Genomic DNA, 17,203 nt, shown 5'->3' with positions numbered 1-17,203 from the left:
TAATATAAGACCTGCAATTATAAATCGCTCAATAATTTACGCGGCAATGTAAAAAGATTACAGCTATTTAGCTGTCTAAAATTTCCGCCATAAGAAAGCGCTGCGGTTTTAAAACCGCATTTTTTTGCCAAAGCGTATTCGCGCTGTGATACTTCGGCGGGCGAACCATACGGATATGCCATATGTAAAACAGGTTTGCCTATTTTGTTTTCCAATTCAGTTTTTCCCTGCATAATTTCATCAAGAGCCGTCTTTTCATCAAGTTGAGCCAATGCCGAATGATTTTTTGTATGAGCTGCAATGGTACATAAAGGCGAATCTGACATCTTGCGGATATCGCTCCACGAAAGTAGATACTTATCCAAATCGATATGGATATCAGCTGTATAATTTGACAAAAGTGAATAAAAATCTTTTTTAAATTCTTTTTGTGAATTGCTTAATAGAAATGCTCTAATGTCTAAAAAAGCCTCTTCTTTTTGCTCTTTATTTTTAGCGGAAAACACTGTGCCATTTGAAAGTTTTATTGAAGAATTTTTTATTATAATATCTTCCAGTATAAACCACCATAAAAATGCGGTTTTATCGGGAAAACAAGTTGTAACGTAAATTGCATAGGGCACCTTATAGTTTTCAAAAATAGGGGCTGCGTATTCAAGGTTATCTTTATAACCGTCATCGAGCGTAAAACAAATAAAGGGGCGTTCGGGTTTTATACCAGAGTGAATGATTTCGGCAAGACAATCAAGACTTATAAAATCATATTTTTTTTGTTTTTTTATAATAAATTTTTCAAGAAATTCAGGACTTATTTTTAGGATTTCATTCGGATGCAGGGCTTTAGGATTGTGCGGACAAACCCTGTGCAGCATATATACGGTTCCAAATCCCGGTTTTTCATAGAGTAAAAGATAGCGTAAGTGCAAGAGCCGTTTTACGCCGGGAATTTTTTTTATAAGTTTTTTGATTTTTTGTACGGTATTCATTAGAATTGTTTATATCCTTATCCAATTATCGGCACAGATATTAATTGTGTCCTCATCACCATTGTTTGTCCAGTTTTTAGGGGCAACAACAATTTTGTCCGTTTTGTTATTCAAAAAAGCGCCCCACCAGCTGAACGTCGAATTTGCTATAATATGATGTTTACAACTTTTCATTAAAAAAAGGTCAAAGCCCGGATCACCGTCAAAAACGCTGTTAAAAATAAAGCGTACAGATTTTAAATCGGTTTTTAGTAAGCACTGAAGAGTGTTTTGTGCATATTGCTTGTCGTTTGTAAAAATAAAAAAAACTGTATCCGGAATATGCCGTTTTATATAGCGCACGGCATTTTTATAATATTCTGCTGTGCAAACTCCTGCGTAAGATGGTTCTTGCAAATAGTCTCCCCCTCTGATATGGAGGGACACGGCGGTACAGGAGTGTATATCTTTATATTCAGGGGTATGCATATACTCTGCTTCGTGCAAAAAAGAAAGACCCAGTTTGCCTAAGGGTTCTTCTTTAAAACAATCGCTGTAAAAAGCTTGTTGATAAAAACCTGTACGGTAATCCCTTATTACAAATTTTGCTATCAGTTTTTTTATAAAAAGCAGCGCTTTTTTTGAAGCACCTCGCGGGGCACATATAAGTGAGCGGCGTGAATCATCTACACAAAAAACGGAAAGTAAATCGGACGGACTCCTATTTAAAATATAGCGAACAGCATATCCTTGTTGCACTAAATATTGTCCGTATGCATATTGAAAAAGCTGATTGCCTAAACCCGCAAACAGCTTTATATACACTGTTTTTTTCATACCTTGCGTTTTAATCCCAGTCTACGCATGAGGCGCAGTATTTTGCGTTCAAGCCATGCTCCAAAAGAATCATCAAACCAGCTGATTTCCCAATAGTGTATACCGTATGTACAATCTTTAATATATTTTTTTTTAAGCTCTTTTAAATAGATTCTTTCTTCTCTGCAAAAGTTAGGAAAAGGATAAAAATAATGCGTCGGGAAAACCACATCCGTTTCCAGTACCTTGCCTTTATTTTTTAATATAGTTCGTGTCAAAAAAGCAGGCCCTGTTACACTGAGTATTGTATCGGTATCTTTGGATAAAACCGGTTTTTTGAGCTCTTCAAGTATGACTGACAGGAAGGGATGAGCGGGAGTTGTTCCTATGATTCCGTTTGCAATTTCCGGTTTTTCTGAAAAAATAATTCCCGCAAACATTGTACATGTTTCGGTAATTTTCTCCAAAGGCTTTATACATTCAAAGTCAGTATCGCAGTACACGCCTCCCTCTTTTTGTAAGATTACATATCGTGCGATATCGCTTTTTGCACCGAAATTTTTTGACTTTAAAAATATCGACTTTATCGGTCCATCCAGTAAGTCAAGAATATCCTGCTCCTGCCAAAGTTTATACTCCCATTCTGGATTCAATTTTTTCCAGCTGTTGCACCAGTCATAATATTTTTCGGGTAAATCGCTGCCTATCCATATTTGATGAATTTTATGAGGAATAGCGTGTTCAATCTTTGTGTTTTCATATTTTGTGCGCCATACGTCAAAGCGTTTTGCAAGATAGTTCCAGTTTTCAGGTTCTGTCATTTTTTGTTCAAAATTGGGAATAAAATCGCAATGTTTAAAAAAATCTGTTTGAGAAAATTCATCGTAAGTCATATATATTTTCCTCAGTTATAAGCCGGTTAGTAATTTACATGGTAATGTAAAAAGATTACAGCCGTTCAGCCTGTATTTTATCCTTCCACCAAGCGCTGTATAAAGCAGAAAAGTCCGCCTTTTGCATAATGCGTTTGTATGTGTCTTTAAGAAAATCTTCGGTCCAATCTTTACATTCATTCCAATCTTTTATGCATAAAAGCGGCAGCCCGAGAGAAGCAAAAAAGCGGTTCATATAATTATCTTCAACAATGGGAATTGTTTGTAAATACAAAGCTTCCCATGTACGGTGGCAGTCCAACCCGTTGCCTGCAGGGGAGGCAACAAACAGTGAGCGCTGTAACATCTTACGGTATAAGTGCGCATTGAGGGCATTGTATATTTCATGCACAAAGGGTTTACCCCATAAAGCGCGGTAGCATTTAAAACGGCTGTCGGGATTTGTTCCCAATGAAAAACCTAAGAGAATTTCAGCTTTTCGCTCGCCGGTATTGTCTGCCGTACAGGAGCGCTGAGCGTTCTTTTTTTTATTTTTTATAAACTTTTTAAAATCAGTAAGAGCTCCGGCATTATGGCACCATCTATCTTCCAGTCCGATAGGAAGCGGTGTAACTTTATGATGTTCCAGCATACAGTTTTGTGCGAACCAATGTATAATTTTTGTGTCATTGGCAATACGGCGGTGAAAATCGGAATCCGTAATATTCGGATCTCCTTGATGAGTAATCAGAATAAATGAATGTTTTACTACAGGTAAAATTTTTTGTACAAAATCATCTAAAAGCCAGGAACTGACAAAAACTTTTGCTTTTTCAAAAATATCATCTGCCGTGCACAGGCACGTATCATCATACAAGACATCGCACCATGCGCGATATGTGTCACCGCTTAAAAATGGAGCACTTGAAGGTCTGCGCTTGAAAAGTTTGTTCCATCTAAAAAAGAACTCATGTTCGATTTCAAACGGAATATTTTGAATATGAAATTTTAAAGACATTTTTTTACCGTTTTATGTAAATTTAACTCCACAATAAATATGCATATGACAAATCATTTGCAATGTAATAGTCAAGTAATCCGTTGTCCAAAAGTAAAGGCAACATTTCGTATAAAATATCGAAGTTGCCGTTTATATTTGAAATAACCGTATTTCCGGTTAACGCGGTAAAGGGCTTTAACATTACTTTCATAGGGTTTCTAAGACAATCAAGAGGCCGTTTTTTTAAACGCGGACCGAGTACAATTTTTACCAATCCTTTATGGCGTGTATTTAATACAATATCTGCGGCTTGCCAATCATTAAGTATGCTTACCGCTAAATTCATACAGCACGCTGTATCAGTATTTGTAGAAGTTATTTTTTTTAATTCGGCAAGGATGGGTCTATCTTTTTCGGTAAGTGTTTTACCCCAGTCTTGGTTTATGACGGGGTTTAATTGATTTTTCCATGCACATTTCAATGTGTTGATTGTAGCTGTTTGGGGTCTTTTGCAGTTCGCTTCGCTTACCGGATGCCATTGGTGATACAGTTTAAAAGTATCGGGAAGCCACAGCTGTGTGTAGCCGATTTTTTTTAATCGGTCGGGAAAATCAAGATCTTCAAGTCCCCAATACAGCATTCGCTCATCGTACCCGCCAATTTCGTCAAAAGCTCTGCGATCTATAAACTGAAAGCCACCGGAATTCCCGTGACCTGCATAAATGCTTTTCCTTTTATCGCCGTTTTTAGGAAGCCAATAGGTTTCCATGTGGTACATTGCTTTGTCTTGATAATTGTCGAGGCAGTATTGAAAAGGATTGCTTTCATAAAGCATATCGGCATCGGTTGTTACAATAAAAGGTGTTTTTGCGATTTTTGCACCGTAATTTAACGCCCTGCACTTATTCCATGGTAAACCTTCAGCATAGATATGTGTATATTGCAAATTATGTTTTGTGCAAAGGTCGGAATATTGTTTTGTGTAAAACTCATCTGAACCGTAATCTACAATATGGAAAACGGGTGTTGCACCTGCACTGCGTATCGAGTTAATTTGTTTTTCTATACGCAGGGTATCTCTGTTGCGGATAGTTATAATAACCGTTATTTTATCGTGCATAGGTTACCAGCGAAGAATTTTTTTTATTAAATTAACAGTTTTTTGTTTGAATGTCGGACATACATAAAAACCATATTTTTTTTGTATTTGTGCCGTTTCATAGCGCACAAGTGAATCTGTTTGGCTGATTCCTTCCAAATTAAAATTGCATATTATTTTATCAATGAATTGAAAATCAACATTTTGAGTATAAAATCTTAAAAACGCGTCATAGTCCCCTGCAATTTTATACGACTCATCATAGTAACCGTATTTTTCATAGATATTTTTCGGAACAAAGGTTGATAGATGAGGAATCATTTCTTTCGGTAAAAAGTCGGCACTCGTTCCCCAAACGGATTGGAACTTTCCATTTTCATAAGCTTTTAAGGCGCCATATAAAATAGAATCGGGATTATTTTTATGCAACTCGTATATCATCGAAAGGGCATTCGGTAAATACCAATCACCAGAGTTTACTAAAGCGGTAAGACTGCCACGAGCTTTGCGTAAACCTTTGTTCATGGCATTATAAATGCCCGTATCAGGTTCACTTATCCAGTAGCTAATTTTTTTTCCGTAAATAGGATGTTCCGCATATTCTTTTATAACGGCGACGCTTTCATCTGTTGATGCGCCGTCTATGATAATATACTCAAAATCGGCAGCAGTTTGAGTTACAACGCTTTTAATTGTTTTGCGCAAACCTGTTGCATTATTGCGGTTTATTGTTACAATGGAAAGAAGCGGTGTATCTTTATTTTGTTTGTTTTGAATCGCCATAAAACTTTTATACAAATTTCCTAAAATAGTCTATCGTCAGCTTTAAACCCTCATCCAGTTGTGTCAGTGGCTGCCAGTTGAGCTCAGTTTTTGCCTTTGTTATATCTGGTCGTCGCTGTTTGGGATCGTCTTGCGGAAGAGGGCGAAATACAATACGCGATGTACTTTTTGTTTGGGCTATCACTTTTTCAGCTAATTCCAGCATAGTAAATTCTCCCGGATTTCCCAAATTAACGGGACCGGTAAAATTGTCAGGACTGTTCATTACCGACATAATACCCATTACCAAATCGCCGACGTAACAAAAAGAGCGCGTTTGCTTGCCGTCACCATAAACGGTAATATCTTCGCCGCGCAATGCTTGCATAATAAAATTACTGACCACACGGCCGTCTTCAGGATTCATATTCGGTCCATAGGTGTTAAATATGCGTATAACCTTTATCCGTGTGTTATACCGGCGAAAATAATCAAAAAAAAGCGTTTCTGCCCCGCGCTTACTTTCGTCATAACAGCTGCGAATTCCGCAGGGATTTACGTTTCCCCAGTATGCTTCGTTTTGCGGGTGCACAAGCGCATCGCCGTATACTTCAGAGGTAGAAGCTTGCAGTACTTTTGCATTCCACTTTGTTGCCAAGTCCAAAGCGTTTAACGCACCGAAAATTCCGGTTTTAAATGTTGCAACGGGATCCCTCTGATAATGCGGCGGAGAAGCAGGGCAAGCAAGGTTGTAGATTTCATCCACGTAAAAGCTATAGGGCAGGGTAACATCATGCGTTATGATCGAAAACTTGGGATTTGCCAGCAAGTTTTTTACGTTATCGATTGAACCGGTAAAAAAGTTGTCCATACAAATAACGCGGTGGTTTTGTTCAAGCAAACGCGCGCATAAGTGTGAACCGATAAATCCTGCACCGCCGGTAACAAGTATTGTTTTTGAATCAGAGGAATAAGTCATATAAATTTAACTCCATTTATTATACCGATATATATCTATTAAATAATTCTTTGAGTTTTTTATTCGTACTATAAATATAATCTACCGCAGAATCCAATAACGGTTTTTCTTTTTTAAATTCCGAATATGCGTGCGGATCGGTATATAGCCGTTTCACGGTGCATATTATATCGGAGGTACCGTCGTAAAGTATATACGATTTAGGATTGATGACTTCACTTTCCGGCACACAGTCCCCTCCCCAATAAATGGGAATACAGCCTGCATCAAAAGCTTGAAATAATTTTTCAGTAACATAACCCTTTGTGGAAGTGTTTTCGGGACAAATATTGAATTTAAAACCTTTAAGATATTCAACTTTTTGATCATGATAATTTTCGATTAGTTCATTATCATTGTGATATGCCGCGCCCGGACAAGAAACCGTATCGACTACAGAAAGCACATCTATAATTTGTTTTCGTATACCATTTCTGTCATGCCGGGCAATCATTGCACAAAATTTATTTTTTTTATCATCAAAGGCGCTATTACGTCTATTGAATGATGTAACTTGTTCCGCTATTTTATCTTTATCTAAAGAAAAACCAAAATAGTATAAAAGCCACAGCGGATAGCGCAGATAGTTATGACTGTCATCAAAATCAAAGCCGAGTGAAATAGTACAGTCGTTTACGCAATTATCGCGGTATTCCGGAAAATTACATTGAGTATCTTCTCCTGTCCAAAATACCTTACAAGGGGCTTTTGAACGCAGCATTTTCTTTCTAATGCCAAAAACCGAATAATATTCCAAATGTGGATTAAATTGTGAAAGTCTCCAATTTTCTGGATCCGGTAGACATTTATTAAATAAAAATGATTCATACCACTTTTTATCTTCATGCATAAAATTTACAAAATTATAACGTTTACGTCTATCAAAGATGGAAACGCATGCTTCTTTAAAATAACAAAGACATGATAAAAAAAAATTGCACAGCCTTTTAAGCATATTATACATTTCTTCCGATACAGTGATATTCTATTCCAAGTTCTTTCATCATCGTTATGCTGTACTGATTGCGTCCGTCAAAAATAACGGGAGCTTTAAGAGATTGCTTGATTTTGCCAAAATCGGGCTGACGGAATTGTTTCCATTCGGTAACTAAAATAAGCGCATCGGAGTTATCAAGCGGCGTCCACATGTCCTTTTCGTAAAAAAGAGATGAGGAGGCAATATGATTTAAATAATGTTGTGCCGTTTGATACGCTTCAGGGTCGTAAGCGCGTATGTGTGCGCCGCGCTTAACCAACTCGTTTATAATAATGATTGACGGTGCCTCCCGCATATCATCCGTTTGCGGTTTAAAGGTAAGACCCCATAAGGCAAACGTTTTTCCACTTAAATCTTCTCCATATTTTTTGATAATCTGTTGTACAAGAATATATTTTTGCGCTTCGTTTACTTCTTCAACTGCTTGGGCGATTTTCATGTCGATACTGTTGCGCCTGCCTACGGCAATTAATTCTTTTACATCTTTGGGAAAACACGAGCCGCCGTAGCCGCATCCTGCATATAAAAAACTCATACCGATTCTACTGTCGGCTCCGATTCCCTGCCTAACAGCTTTTACGTCTCCTCCGAGCGTGTCGCACAGTTTTGCTATTTCGTTCATAAAACTGATACGTGTTGCAAGCATTGCATTTGCCGCATATTTTGTAATTTCTGCCGATTTTATATCCATAACTAAAAGCGGATGTCCATTCGACACAAAAGGCTCATACAGTTCTTGCATAATGCTGCGCGCTTGTTCATTATCCGTTCCGATTACCACTCTATCCGGGCGCAAAAAGTCTTCGACGGCAACGCCCTCTTTTAAGAATTCGGGGTTAGACACAACATCAAAGTTAATTTTAACATTGCGCTCGTCAAGTACCTTTTGTATTGCATTCCGAACTTTTTCGGAGGTACCGACCGGAACAGTCGATTTATCTACTATGATCGTGTATTCTTTTATGTGTTGTGCAATACTGCGCGCAGCAGCAAGCACATAGCTGACATCTGCCGAACCGTCTTCGCCCGGAGGGGTACCGACCGCGATAAAGCATATTTTTGACTGAGGTACCGCTTGATCATAGTCAGTAGTGAAGTGCAGGCGTCCTTCGTTATAATTTTTGACAACCATTTCTTCCAATCCCGGCTCGTAAATAGGAAGAATGCCCATTTTTAAGTTTTCGATTTTTGTTTTGTCTATATCTATACAATAGACTGTATTGCCCATTTCGGCAAAACAAGTTCCGGTAACCAAGCCGACATAACCGGTTCCGATAATTGAGATAGTCATATAGTTACTCCTTGCATAATGTCTTTTTATATACTTCAATATGTTTTTGAACGGTATTTTTTATGTCAAAATCATTTTCAACTTTTTTTATGCAGTTTTTCGATAAGTTCTTTAAATTATAAAATGCATACATTATTCCGCTATGTAAATCATCTGTGCTAAAAGGTGTCGCTAAATAGCCGTTATACTTGTGCTCGACTATATCGGGAATGCCGCCCGTATTAAAAGCTACAACAGGGACTCCACAACAAATAGATTCAAGGCATGTGTATCCGAAACTTTCAATCACCGAAGGGCATACAAAAGTATCACAGCAATTATAAATAGTTGCAAGTATTACGGGAGAAGCAATGTAGCCGGTGTAAAAAGCAGGTATTTTAACTTCAGTTGTAAAAGTTTGATTTGCAGGACCGAAAATAACAAGATAATAATCTTTAGGGTTCTGTATTTTTTTTAAGGCTTTAATAAGATACTGTCCCCCTTTTAATGACAAAGGATTATCGACATCGTATGCAGCTCCAAACCCGATTATTTTTTTATCAAGTGGAATATTAAAGACTTTTCTTATAATATTTTTATCATCTCTAGGATAAAAAATCTCCCTATCTATGATATTAGGAATGACTGTACACTTATGATGTTTAAATAATGCACTCTTTTTTAGACAAACGCCTTCCCATTGACTGGGTGCAATAAAATGTATTGGAAGTTTTTGCAAATATCTTTTTTTTCTGTTATATACCATTTTGCACAGATCAAAACCATGCGTCGTCTTCGGTTTGTTTTTGGTCGTATATCCTACCATAAAACGATCATCGCCTTCTAAAATATTCGGATGGTGTTCAGCTCCGCAAAACGGCCACGAATCATGCATTGTCCATACGAGTGGTTTGCTAATGCGTGCAATATCTTTTATGGATATCATATTATCATTAATCCAATGCAAATGTACGATATCATAATCGCTTTTATTTATATCGTCGATTTTTATTTTTGAACAATAATTCAGTGAATGTTGTATTTTATTTGAGCTTTTAAACTGCTTAGTTAAAAGATATTCATATTTTGAACAGAGTTTTTTTTGCACTTTTTGAAAAAAACTTTTTGCAAAAGATAAATCTTTTATGATAAAAGAATCTGTTCTTTTATCTACTACACCGAGGGTAACTTGATGCCCCGCATCGTGAAGCGCATGGGCAAGACGATATGCGGCAATAGCAGCACCACCGCCTGCGTCCATATAGTTAAGGAGAAGGATGTTCATAGCTGTTTCGTTTGTTTTTGCTTTTGTTCAATAGAATAGTTTTTGTGATGATTTTTTTTATTATATCAGTCAACAAATTTTTAATTCTTTTTTTTATACTTTGATTAAGAAGTTGCGAGTATGTTTCTTCTAGATCAAAGTATTGTATTGCAAGACGGTGAACAACTTCTTCATATGTGATGTTTTTGGCAAAACCGACACATTCAGTATATTTATGAGTAAGTGCAGTTAAAACAAGTGGTTTATCCATAAACCTCACATATAACATTTTGCACAAAGCAGTATAATCTGTAAAGGTTTCTACAAGGTTTTTAATAGAAACCGATTCAATCATATATTTCCAAAGCTGTGATTCTTCATTGTAGACCAGTTGGCTTTCCATTTTTCCTGTTTGATTTTTATGAATCCGAGAAAGCGTTAAACAGTGTGCGTCATATTGTATTTTATTTTGATTTAGAATTTTGAACCACAGGTCATAATCTTGCGTTGTCTTTAGTTTTTTATCAAATAAACCTATTTTTTGAAAATGTATTCGATTAATTAAAAGTGTACAACCCGATATTTTATGTAAAAACAATGCAAATAAAGGTTTATTTAAGTCGTCTAAAGAAAACTCATTTTCAAGACATACTTTGTCTAAAGATTTTCCTTTTTCATCAATATATTTATAGCCACCGTAAATAATTGTTTTTTTATCTTCTAAGGTCTTCAGTATATTGATTTGACTTTCAATTTTTTTTGGCAAATACATATCATCGTGCGAAAGCCATGAAAAATATTCGCCATTCATATTTTCTATGGCAAGATTCAGCGCTGTTGAAACGCCACCGTTTTCTTTTGAAAAATATCGTATCTTATCCCCGTATGATTTTGCAATTTCATCAGTGTTGTCGGTAGAGCCGTCATTGACGACTATGATTTCGATATTCTTATAAGTTTGCGCCAATGCAGAATCTATAGCATCCCGCATATAATTACTGCCATTATATACGGGTATTACTATAGAAACGAGAGGTTGAAAATCCTGTAACATTTATCTCTCCTTATTTTGTAAATAAAAAGCAGGATATTTTTTGATAAACTCGGAAATAGATTCAGGTCCCTCACGTTCTTTATCGTAATCAATATATTGATATTCAGTATTGGGATCCCACAAGCATTTCCCGCCCTTAATCTTTTTTGTAATTTCTTCTTCGCTGCCGATTTTACTATACACGGTATGAATATCGCTAAGATTTTTTAATTTTGCATTTATTGCTTTTAAGCCGCCTTGATACGTGTAGTGCCATCCGCCGTTTTTTATAATGTGGTTGTTAGCGATTGGGGCAAATCGTGCAAAATTACGCATATCTTGCATTGTTTTAAATAGACCGTAAGGCGCATAACAGCTACCCCTCCATTTTATATAGCTTTTTAAATTAACATAATAGTAGTATAAATTTTGTTCAAAGACTTTCGGGTAAAAATCCACGAGCAAATCGGACAGCTTATTTTTATTCCAGAATTCATCTATATCCGATAATAAAACAATATCACCAATTTTAGCTTTGTTTTGCAATCCTTGTAAAATTGCATTTCTTTGAAAGCTTTCAGCTATCCAAATATTATCAGGAGTGTTTTCGGGCAGTGTATCCAGTAGTACATATATAACCTTATCCAAATATTTTTTAAAACGCTCTTTATTCTTCTCAAAGACAGGTTCATGTGGGTTACCGGTAAAAGTTTTTTTTGCTTCAACAATGACAAAATAGTCAACGCAATCATAGTATTCCGAAAATCTTAGATCAAGTAACTCTAGTTCTTGGAAAAAAGTAAAGCAATCAAATATTTGACGTTTTCTACAAAAGCTCCGTAGTTTTATATTAAGTGTTCTTATATATATATATATATAAGCTAGAGATTTTACCTTATACATTATACGTTTTAAAACCTGTTTCAGTTTTCGTATATTTATTCGTATTCTTTCCATACTGTTCGCTTTACATAATCGGTATAGCTTAAAATAATCCGTACGACCTTATCTGACACATTTTGTGCCGTGTAATCTTTGACGGTATTAAATACAAATCCGTTATTTTTTTCATATTCAAGCTGTTGTAAACATTGTAAAACCCGTTCAGGATTAAGCCCTGTCATCATAACGGAGGCTTCTTCCATTGCCTCCGGTCGCTCGTGAGCTTCTCTGATATTTAGCGCCGGAAATCCTAAAATTGATGCCTCTTCTGAAATAGTACCGCTGTCAGATAAAACGGCTTTCGCGTTAAGCTGCAAATGTAAATAATCGCTCAACGCAAAGGGTTTTTCCAAGCGAACAAGGGGATTAAAACATGTATTTTTACTTTCAATCATTTTGCGTGTACGCGGGTGAGTTGAAACAATAACGGGAACGTTAAATGTTTCGGCAATAAGATTTAAAATGGTGCATAGATTATTAAAACGAATTTTGGATGAAATATTTTCTTCCCTGTGTGCCGATACAATAAAATAATTATTTTTTTTTAATTGAAGTTTTGATAATATATCCGATTTTTGTATTTTAGGTTTATACGTTTGCAATACTTCATACATCGGACTTCCCGTTTTGATTATTCTATCGGATGGAATACCTTCCGCCAATAGTGATTCACGGGCTATATCACTGTAGGGCATATTAATATCGCTAATATGATCTATAATTTTTCGGTTCACCTCTTCAGGAACTCTTTGATCAAAACTTCTGTTTCCTGCTTCCATATGAAAAATAGGAATATGCCTCTTTTTCGCAGGAATTGCACATAGAGCACTGTTTGTATCGCCGAGCAATAAAAAAGCATCAGGATTTTCTTTATCTAAAATGTCATCAATGTTTGCAATAACAAGTCCTATGGTTTTTGCCGCATTTGTACTTGCCGCATTTAGAAAATAATCGGGCTTTCGTACATCAAGATCCGTAAAAAATATTTCATTTAATTCATAATCATAGTTTTGCCCCGTATGCACCAATATGTGCTGAATACTTTTTGAGTTATCTAATTTTTTTATTATAACTGATAAGCGTATTATTTCGGGCCGTGTACCGACGACAGTGATAACTTTAAGTTTTTTTGTATTCATAATGTTTCCTTATATTGTGTGTACAATTTTTTATTTTTACTCATAAAACTGTACAAATCTTGTATCATTATAGAATAGGGTGGAACGGTATAATCCGATATTGAAGAAATAATCGATTTATCGGAAATGACTCCGTCTATGGGGTTTATTTTTACTTGTAAATTAAAGGTATCGGTTATTACCTTTAAAAGCTCGTATTTTGTAATTTTTGTATTATTTGAAAGCTGTTGTAAACCTCGTAAATCCGTTGTGATTGCAAAATCGATCGCTTTGGCAAGCTCAAGCGTTGTAACTCCGCTCCAAACTGATTTTGTATAACCGGTGAGTTCTTTTGATTTTTTATTGGAAAAAAGCCAATGAAAAAGTCCCTCGCCGTTTTTTTTCAATTCTGGACCTATAATTGATGTTCTGATTGTTAGATCTTTTTTATTAATAATTTCCCCTAAGTTTTTTGTTATGCCGTAAATGTCTAAAGCGTCTTTTTTATCATTGATCGTATAATCTCCTTTATTACCAGAGAATACACAATCGGTACTGATATGAATTAATTTTGCAGATTGTAAATTTTTGTTGATAATATCGGATAATAAATGCGGATAATACGCATTTATATATATGGCATTTTTTGTTGAGTCTTTTGCCCCTTTTATTAACACACCGATACAGTTTACAATTATATCCGGTTGTATATCAACTAATAAGGTGGTTAGTTTGTTTGTATTGTAAACATCAAGTATATAACTGTGTTCAGTTAAAGATGTTTTATGACAAACTGTGTATAAGCGGTATTTTTGTAAAGAATCAAGGTAATAATAAACCATGTGACCGGCCATACCGCCGGCACCTAAAATAAGCACTTTTTTCATGTATTACCTGATAAGTCCTTTTTTATGCAATCCAGTTTTAATAATAATTTTTTCATTTCTTCATAAGATAATCTATATGTATTATGAGAATGATAATCTTCAGCTTTAGACATATCAAGTTGTCCTTCAACAAAGTATTTATCATAGTTTAAGTTCCGCTCATCACATGGAATCCTGTAATAATTACCCATATCAATAGCCTTTGCCATTTCTTCACGGGTAACTAACGATTCATAGAGTTTTTCACCGTGACGGGTTCCTATAACTTTTACTGGAACATCTGATTTATATAAGTCTTTTAAAGATTGTGCCAATACGTCCAAAGTAGTTGCAGGAGCCTTTTGCACAAAGAGATCGCCATTTTCTCCATTTTTAAATGCATATAGCACCAAGTCAACAGCGTCGTCGAGAGTCATCATAAAGCGGGTCATTGCAGGGTCTGTTATTGTTATTTGTTTATTACTTTTTATTTGTTCGATCCACAGCGGAATAACAGAGCCTCTGCTTGCCATAACATTGCCATATCGAGTACAACAAATTCTTGTTACAGCATTTTTTCCGAGAGAACGTCCTTTTGCGATTGCAACCTTTTCCATAAGTGCCTTACTCATACCCATTGCATTAATAGGGTAGCAAGCTTTATCTGTTGATAATACAACTACATTTTTTACACCGTAAAAAATTGCTGATTCCAAAACATTGTTTGTTCCCTCAATATTGGTGTAGACAGCTTGCATAGGGAAAAACTCACACGAAGGCACTTGCTTTAATGCTGCCGCAGAAAAAACAAAGTCAACTCCTTGCATTGCAGAATCAACAGAATTCCTATCTCTTACATCTCCTATATAAAATTTTAATTTTTCATTTTGTAATTTATGCCGCATGTCATCCTGTTTTTTTTCATCGCGGCTGAATATTCTTATTTCTTTAATATCAGAATTTAAAAAACGATTAAGTACGGCATGACCGAATGAGCCGGTGCCACCTGTAATCAATAGGGTTTTGTTTGTAAGGACTGTCATAGCTTTTCCTCTTAATAATTATGAAAATTTCCACTGCCACTCGGGTGAAATAATGTTTGAACGGCGGGGGATAATTGTTCTTGTTGCAGACTCAATATTTTCGACGGAAAATCGTAATGTAGGAGTATCGGTAGTTATATTTTTAATACTCCTAATTGCAAAATCATATTTTACAAGATATTCACCTTGTGCAAATAAAGTTGAATCAAGAGAAACTGTTAACTTGTGCACTCCTGTGCTACAGATATCATCTAGGTTATCTGCAAGAGCCTCTACTGCGGAACTCTCAAGTAATAATGTTCCTGAGGCATTGTGGAATGCAAGGCAAAAAACATAATCAAGTCTTTTTTTGTATACTTCATATATGATTTCTAAAGTGTAATGTTTTCCTCTGTGTAATATCTGTGCAACTTGCCCGGATTTATCCAGTATCTTTGTTTCCAAAATAGCTAAATGTTCATCTCCGCTTTTTCCCTTCCAACATGCCGTTGCTGATTCCGAATTAAGGCCTAAATATTGTTTTATACATGAATCAATATCAGCTTTATAACTTATAATTCCTTGGTTTAAAACGATGCCTTGGCTACATAAGCCTTTTACTGCTGCCATGTTATGGCTAACAAACAAAACGGTTCTTCCTTCACTTCTACTCAATTCGTTCATTTTACCGAGGGCTTTTTTTTGAAAAGCTGCATCTCCTACGGCAAGTACTTCGTCTGCAATAAGGATCTCTGAATCCAAATATGCGGCAACTGCAAATGCAAGGCGAACATACATACCGCTTGAATATCGCTTTACGGGAGTGTCGATATGTTTTTCGATTCCGCTGAAATTTATAATTTCATCTATCTTGCGGTCTACTTCCTTTTTCTTCATACCGAGGATTGCGCCGTTAAGATAGATGTTTTCGCGGCCTGTAAGTTCACCGTGAAATCCGGTTCCGACCTCTAGTAAACTTGCCACTCTGCCTTTTACCTTAACTTTGCCTTCGGTAGGAGCGGTTATTCTGCTCAATATTTTAAGCAGTGTCGATTTTCCGGCACCGTTTGCACCGATTATACCGACTCTGTCACCTTGCTTAATTTCAAAGTTTAAATCTTTTAGAGCCCAAAATCCGTCAGCGGTACCGCTATATTTATTTTCATCGATTCTCGAATGAGGATCTGCTTTACCGCGCTTTAAGGCAAGCCATGTTTGAATATCGCGGAAGAGGGTACCATTATTTATAACACCCAGCCGGTAATATTTTGAAAGATGTTCGGCCTTTATTATCGTTTTTGGCATAGTAGTTCCTTTAGTTATTTAGATATAATCCTAATGTTTTTTTTATTAAAAAAAGGCGCAACACACATATCGATAGTTTGAGGAACCATTGTATATTTTTCGACAGACCAAAAATTATCTACAACTAAGGTTTCGGGAATATTTTCAATACTTGTTAATGTTACATCTTTTTCAGATGATTGTGAAAGCTTGTTATATATATCCAAAACATCAATATTGTATCTTGCAGCGGTTCCTTTTACGACATCTTTCCATGCGTGCCTTGTAGGTAGCCCCTGGTTATATATACCTATAAAACCAATATAAAGCATAATGACTGCAGGAACAATTATATACAGTTTTGTGCTATAGGTATGCAATTCATGAATAGACGCATCTGTTATTTTTTTTATATTTTCAGTTAAATTATATTTTTCAGTAAAACGGGAAAACAAAACGAAAAGTCTTTGAAAAATGTAAGTAAAGATAAAAAGCATGTTTATTGCCAATATCAAATTGAATATCATAATACTGCTTATCTTTCCGGTTATATGTACAACACCTGCAAAAAAGAGGGAAAAACTCATTACCGTGACTATAAAATATGGAAGCACAAGATAAAAAGCATGTATGGTATACTTTTGTTTGTTTAACTTAATTGCCGCAATAAGTGATACTGTAATAATAAACGGTAAGCGTTTAAAAGAAAAATAATCAAAAAAATTCCATATAAAATAAAAAAAAGTATCATAAAGCCAACTGGAAAATCTTTGTACAGTGTAAGGTTTACTTACACCGGGGGAATATGCTGCAACCTTATTACCTACAGATGGAGAATAAACATAGCTTAAAGTTGTAAAAAAACATAACAAAAA

At 35.8% G+C, this 17,203-nt stretch carries 17 protein-coding genes; all 17 read right to left on the bottom strand.

The features are described from left to right. Positions 1 to 17: 17 nt before the first annotated feature. Complete coding sequence (locus tag HMPREF9193_RS00120) at positions 18 to 986, bottom strand: polysaccharide deacetylase family protein (protein ID WP_021685997.1); 969 nt, start codon at positions 984 to 986, stop codon at positions 18 to 20. Positions 987 to 995: 9 nt separating this feature from the next. Then, positions 996 to 1,802, bottom strand: a complete 807-nt coding sequence (locus tag HMPREF9193_RS10615; protein WP_021685996.1) for an alpha-1,2-fucosyltransferase — start codon at positions 1,800 to 1,802, stop codon at positions 996 to 998. Next, positions 1,799 to 2,674: a glycosyltransferase family 32 protein gene (locus HMPREF9193_RS00110; RefSeq protein WP_021685995.1), complete on the bottom strand. Its 876-nt coding sequence runs from the start codon at positions 2,672 to 2,674 to the stop codon at positions 1,799 to 1,801. Before HMPREF9193_RS00110 ends, HMPREF9193_RS10615 begins: the two co-directional genes overlap by 4 nt. 55 nt (positions 2,675 to 2,729) lie before the next feature. Next, positions 2,730 to 3,671: a glycosyltransferase family 47 protein gene (locus HMPREF9193_RS00105; protein ID WP_021685994.1), complete on the bottom strand. Its 942-nt coding sequence runs from the start codon at positions 3,669 to 3,671 to the stop codon at positions 2,730 to 2,732. 22 nt (positions 3,672 to 3,693) lie between these two features. After that, the gene (locus HMPREF9193_RS00100) at positions 3,694 to 4,773 is read right to left on the bottom strand and encodes a glycosyltransferase family 2 protein (protein WP_021685993.1); all 1,080 of its coding nucleotides are present in this window, start codon (positions 4,771 to 4,773) and stop codon (positions 3,694 to 3,696) included. Positions 4,774 to 4,776: 3 nt separating this feature from the next. Beyond that, positions 4,777 to 5,535: a glycosyltransferase family 2 protein gene (locus HMPREF9193_RS00095; protein ID WP_021685992.1), complete on the bottom strand. Its 759-nt coding sequence runs from the start codon at positions 5,533 to 5,535 to the stop codon at positions 4,777 to 4,779. 7 nt (positions 5,536 to 5,542) lie between these two features. After that, positions 5,543 to 6,493, bottom strand: a complete 951-nt coding sequence (locus HMPREF9193_RS00090) for a UDP-glucuronic acid decarboxylase family protein (protein WP_040847106.1) — start codon at positions 6,491 to 6,493, stop codon at positions 5,543 to 5,545. A 19-nt stretch (positions 6,494 to 6,512) separates the two neighbouring features. After that, positions 6,513 to 7,382, bottom strand: a complete 870-nt coding sequence (locus HMPREF9193_RS00085; RefSeq protein WP_169720440.1) for a glycosyltransferase family 10 domain-containing protein — start codon at positions 7,380 to 7,382, stop codon at positions 6,513 to 6,515. A 106-nt stretch (positions 7,383 to 7,488) separates the two neighbouring features. Continuing rightward, positions 7,489 to 8,820: a UDP-glucose dehydrogenase family protein gene (locus HMPREF9193_RS00080; RefSeq protein ID WP_021685989.1), complete on the bottom strand. Its 1,332-nt coding sequence runs from the start codon at positions 8,818 to 8,820 to the stop codon at positions 7,489 to 7,491. Between the two features lie 4 nt (positions 8,821 to 8,824). Beyond that, entirely contained in the window at positions 8,825 to 10,084 is a 1,260-nt protein-coding gene (locus HMPREF9193_RS00075; RefSeq protein WP_021685988.1) for a glycosyltransferase, read from the bottom strand. After that, positions 10,065 to 11,117 carry a glycosyltransferase gene (locus HMPREF9193_RS00070; RefSeq protein WP_021685987.1) on the bottom strand — a complete coding sequence of 351 codons (1,053 nt, stop codon included), beginning with the start codon at positions 11,115 to 11,117 and terminating at the stop codon, positions 10,065 to 10,067. The genes HMPREF9193_RS00075 and HMPREF9193_RS00070 overlap by 20 nt, the downstream gene beginning before the upstream one ends. Beyond that, positions 11,118 to 12,053, bottom strand: coding sequence for a glycosyltransferase family 17 protein (locus tag HMPREF9193_RS10610; protein ID WP_021685986.1), 936 nt, complete (start codon positions 12,051 to 12,053; stop codon positions 11,118 to 11,120). Continuing rightward, positions 12,035 to 13,177 (bottom strand): non-hydrolyzing UDP-N-acetylglucosamine 2-epimerase, encoded by a 1,143-nt coding sequence (gene wecB, locus HMPREF9193_RS00060; protein ID WP_021685985.1) that lies wholly within the window; start codon positions 13,175 to 13,177, stop codon positions 12,035 to 12,037. Before wecB ends, HMPREF9193_RS10610 begins: the two co-directional genes overlap by 19 nt. Next, complete coding sequence (locus HMPREF9193_RS00055) at positions 13,174 to 14,043, bottom strand: dTDP-4-dehydrorhamnose reductase family protein (protein ID WP_021685984.1); 870 nt, start codon at positions 14,041 to 14,043, stop codon at positions 13,174 to 13,176. The genes wecB and HMPREF9193_RS00055 overlap by 4 nt, the downstream gene beginning before the upstream one ends. Then, positions 14,040 to 15,065, bottom strand: coding sequence for a polysaccharide biosynthesis protein (locus tag HMPREF9193_RS00050; RefSeq protein ID WP_021685983.1), 1,026 nt, complete (start codon positions 15,063 to 15,065; stop codon positions 14,040 to 14,042). The genes HMPREF9193_RS00055 and HMPREF9193_RS00050 overlap by 4 nt, the downstream gene beginning before the upstream one ends. A gap of 18 nt (positions 15,066 to 15,083) precedes the next feature. Next, on the bottom strand, positions 15,084 to 16,349 hold the full coding sequence (locus HMPREF9193_RS10975; RefSeq protein ID WP_021685982.1) for an ABC transporter ATP-binding protein: 1,266 nt from the start codon (positions 16,347 to 16,349) through the stop codon (positions 15,084 to 15,086). A 14-nt stretch (positions 16,350 to 16,363) separates the two neighbouring features. After that, positions 16,364 to 17,203: hypothetical protein (locus tag HMPREF9193_RS11230; protein ID WP_021685981.1), on the bottom strand; the 840-nt coding region annotated here is incomplete at its 5' end.

Origin of the sequence: Treponema lecithinolyticum ATCC 700332 (assembly GCA_000468055.1) — a bacterium.
Taxonomy (GTDB): domain Bacteria; phylum Spirochaetota; class Spirochaetia; order Treponematales; family Treponemataceae; genus Treponema_C; species Treponema_C lecithinolyticum.
Note: the sequence above shows the minus strand (reverse complement) of the source record. Positions and strands in the feature narration are given on the sequence as shown.

Excerpts from the sequence above, each read along its gene's own strand:
- HMPREF9193_RS00100 (WP_021685993.1), bottom strand. The coding sequence starts at position 4,773 with ATGCACGATAAAATAACGGTTATTATAACTATCCGCAACAGAGATACC.
- HMPREF9193_RS00085 (WP_169720440.1), bottom strand. The coding sequence starts at position 7,382 with ATGCATGAAGATAAAAAGTGGTATGAATCATTTTTATTTAATAAATGT.
- HMPREF9193_RS00095 (WP_021685992.1), bottom strand. The coding sequence starts at position 5,535 with ATGGCGATTCAAAACAAACAAAATAAAGATACACCGCTTCTTTCCATT.
- HMPREF9193_RS00070 (WP_021685987.1), bottom strand. The coding sequence starts at position 11,117 with ATGTTACAGGATTTTCAACCTCTCGTTTCTATAGTAATACCCGTATAT.
- HMPREF9193_RS00055 (WP_021685984.1), bottom strand. The coding sequence starts at position 14,043 with ATGAAAAAAGTGCTTATTTTAGGTGCCGGCGGTATGGCCGGTCACATG.
- HMPREF9193_RS00075 (WP_021685988.1), bottom strand. The coding sequence starts at position 10,084 with ATGAACATCCTTCTCCTTAACTATATGGACGCAGGCGGTGGTGCTGCT.
- HMPREF9193_RS00120 (WP_021685997.1), bottom strand. The coding sequence starts at position 986 with ATGAATACCGTACAAAAAATCAAAAAACTTATAAAAAAAATTCCCGGC.
- HMPREF9193_RS00105 (WP_021685994.1), bottom strand. The coding sequence starts at position 3,671 with ATGTCTTTAAAATTTCATATTCAAAATATTCCGTTTGAAATCGAACAT.
- wecB (WP_021685985.1), bottom strand. The coding sequence starts at position 13,177 with ATGAATACAAAAAAACTTAAAGTTATCACTGTCGTCGGTACACGGCCC.
- HMPREF9193_RS10615 (WP_021685996.1), bottom strand. The coding sequence starts at position 1,802 with ATGAAAAAAACAGTGTATATAAAGCTGTTTGCGGGTTTAGGCAATCAG.
- HMPREF9193_RS10610 (WP_021685986.1), bottom strand. The coding sequence starts at position 12,053 with ATGGAAAGAATACGAATAAATATACGAAAACTGAAACAGGTTTTAAAA.
- HMPREF9193_RS10975 (WP_021685982.1), bottom strand. The coding sequence starts at position 16,349 with ATGCCAAAAACGATAATAAAGGCCGAACATCTTTCAAAATATTACCGG.
- HMPREF9193_RS00110 (WP_021685995.1), bottom strand. The coding sequence starts at position 2,674 with ATGACTTACGATGAATTTTCTCAAACAGATTTTTTTAAACATTGCGAT.
- HMPREF9193_RS00090 (WP_040847106.1), bottom strand. The coding sequence starts at position 6,493 with ATGACTTATTCCTCTGATTCAAAAACAATACTTGTTACCGGCGGTGCA.
- HMPREF9193_RS00050 (WP_021685983.1), bottom strand. The coding sequence starts at position 15,065 with ATGACAGTCCTTACAAACAAAACCCTATTGATTACAGGTGGCACCGGC.
- HMPREF9193_RS00080 (WP_021685989.1), bottom strand. The coding sequence starts at position 8,820 with ATGACTATCTCAATTATCGGAACCGGTTATGTCGGCTTGGTTACCGGA.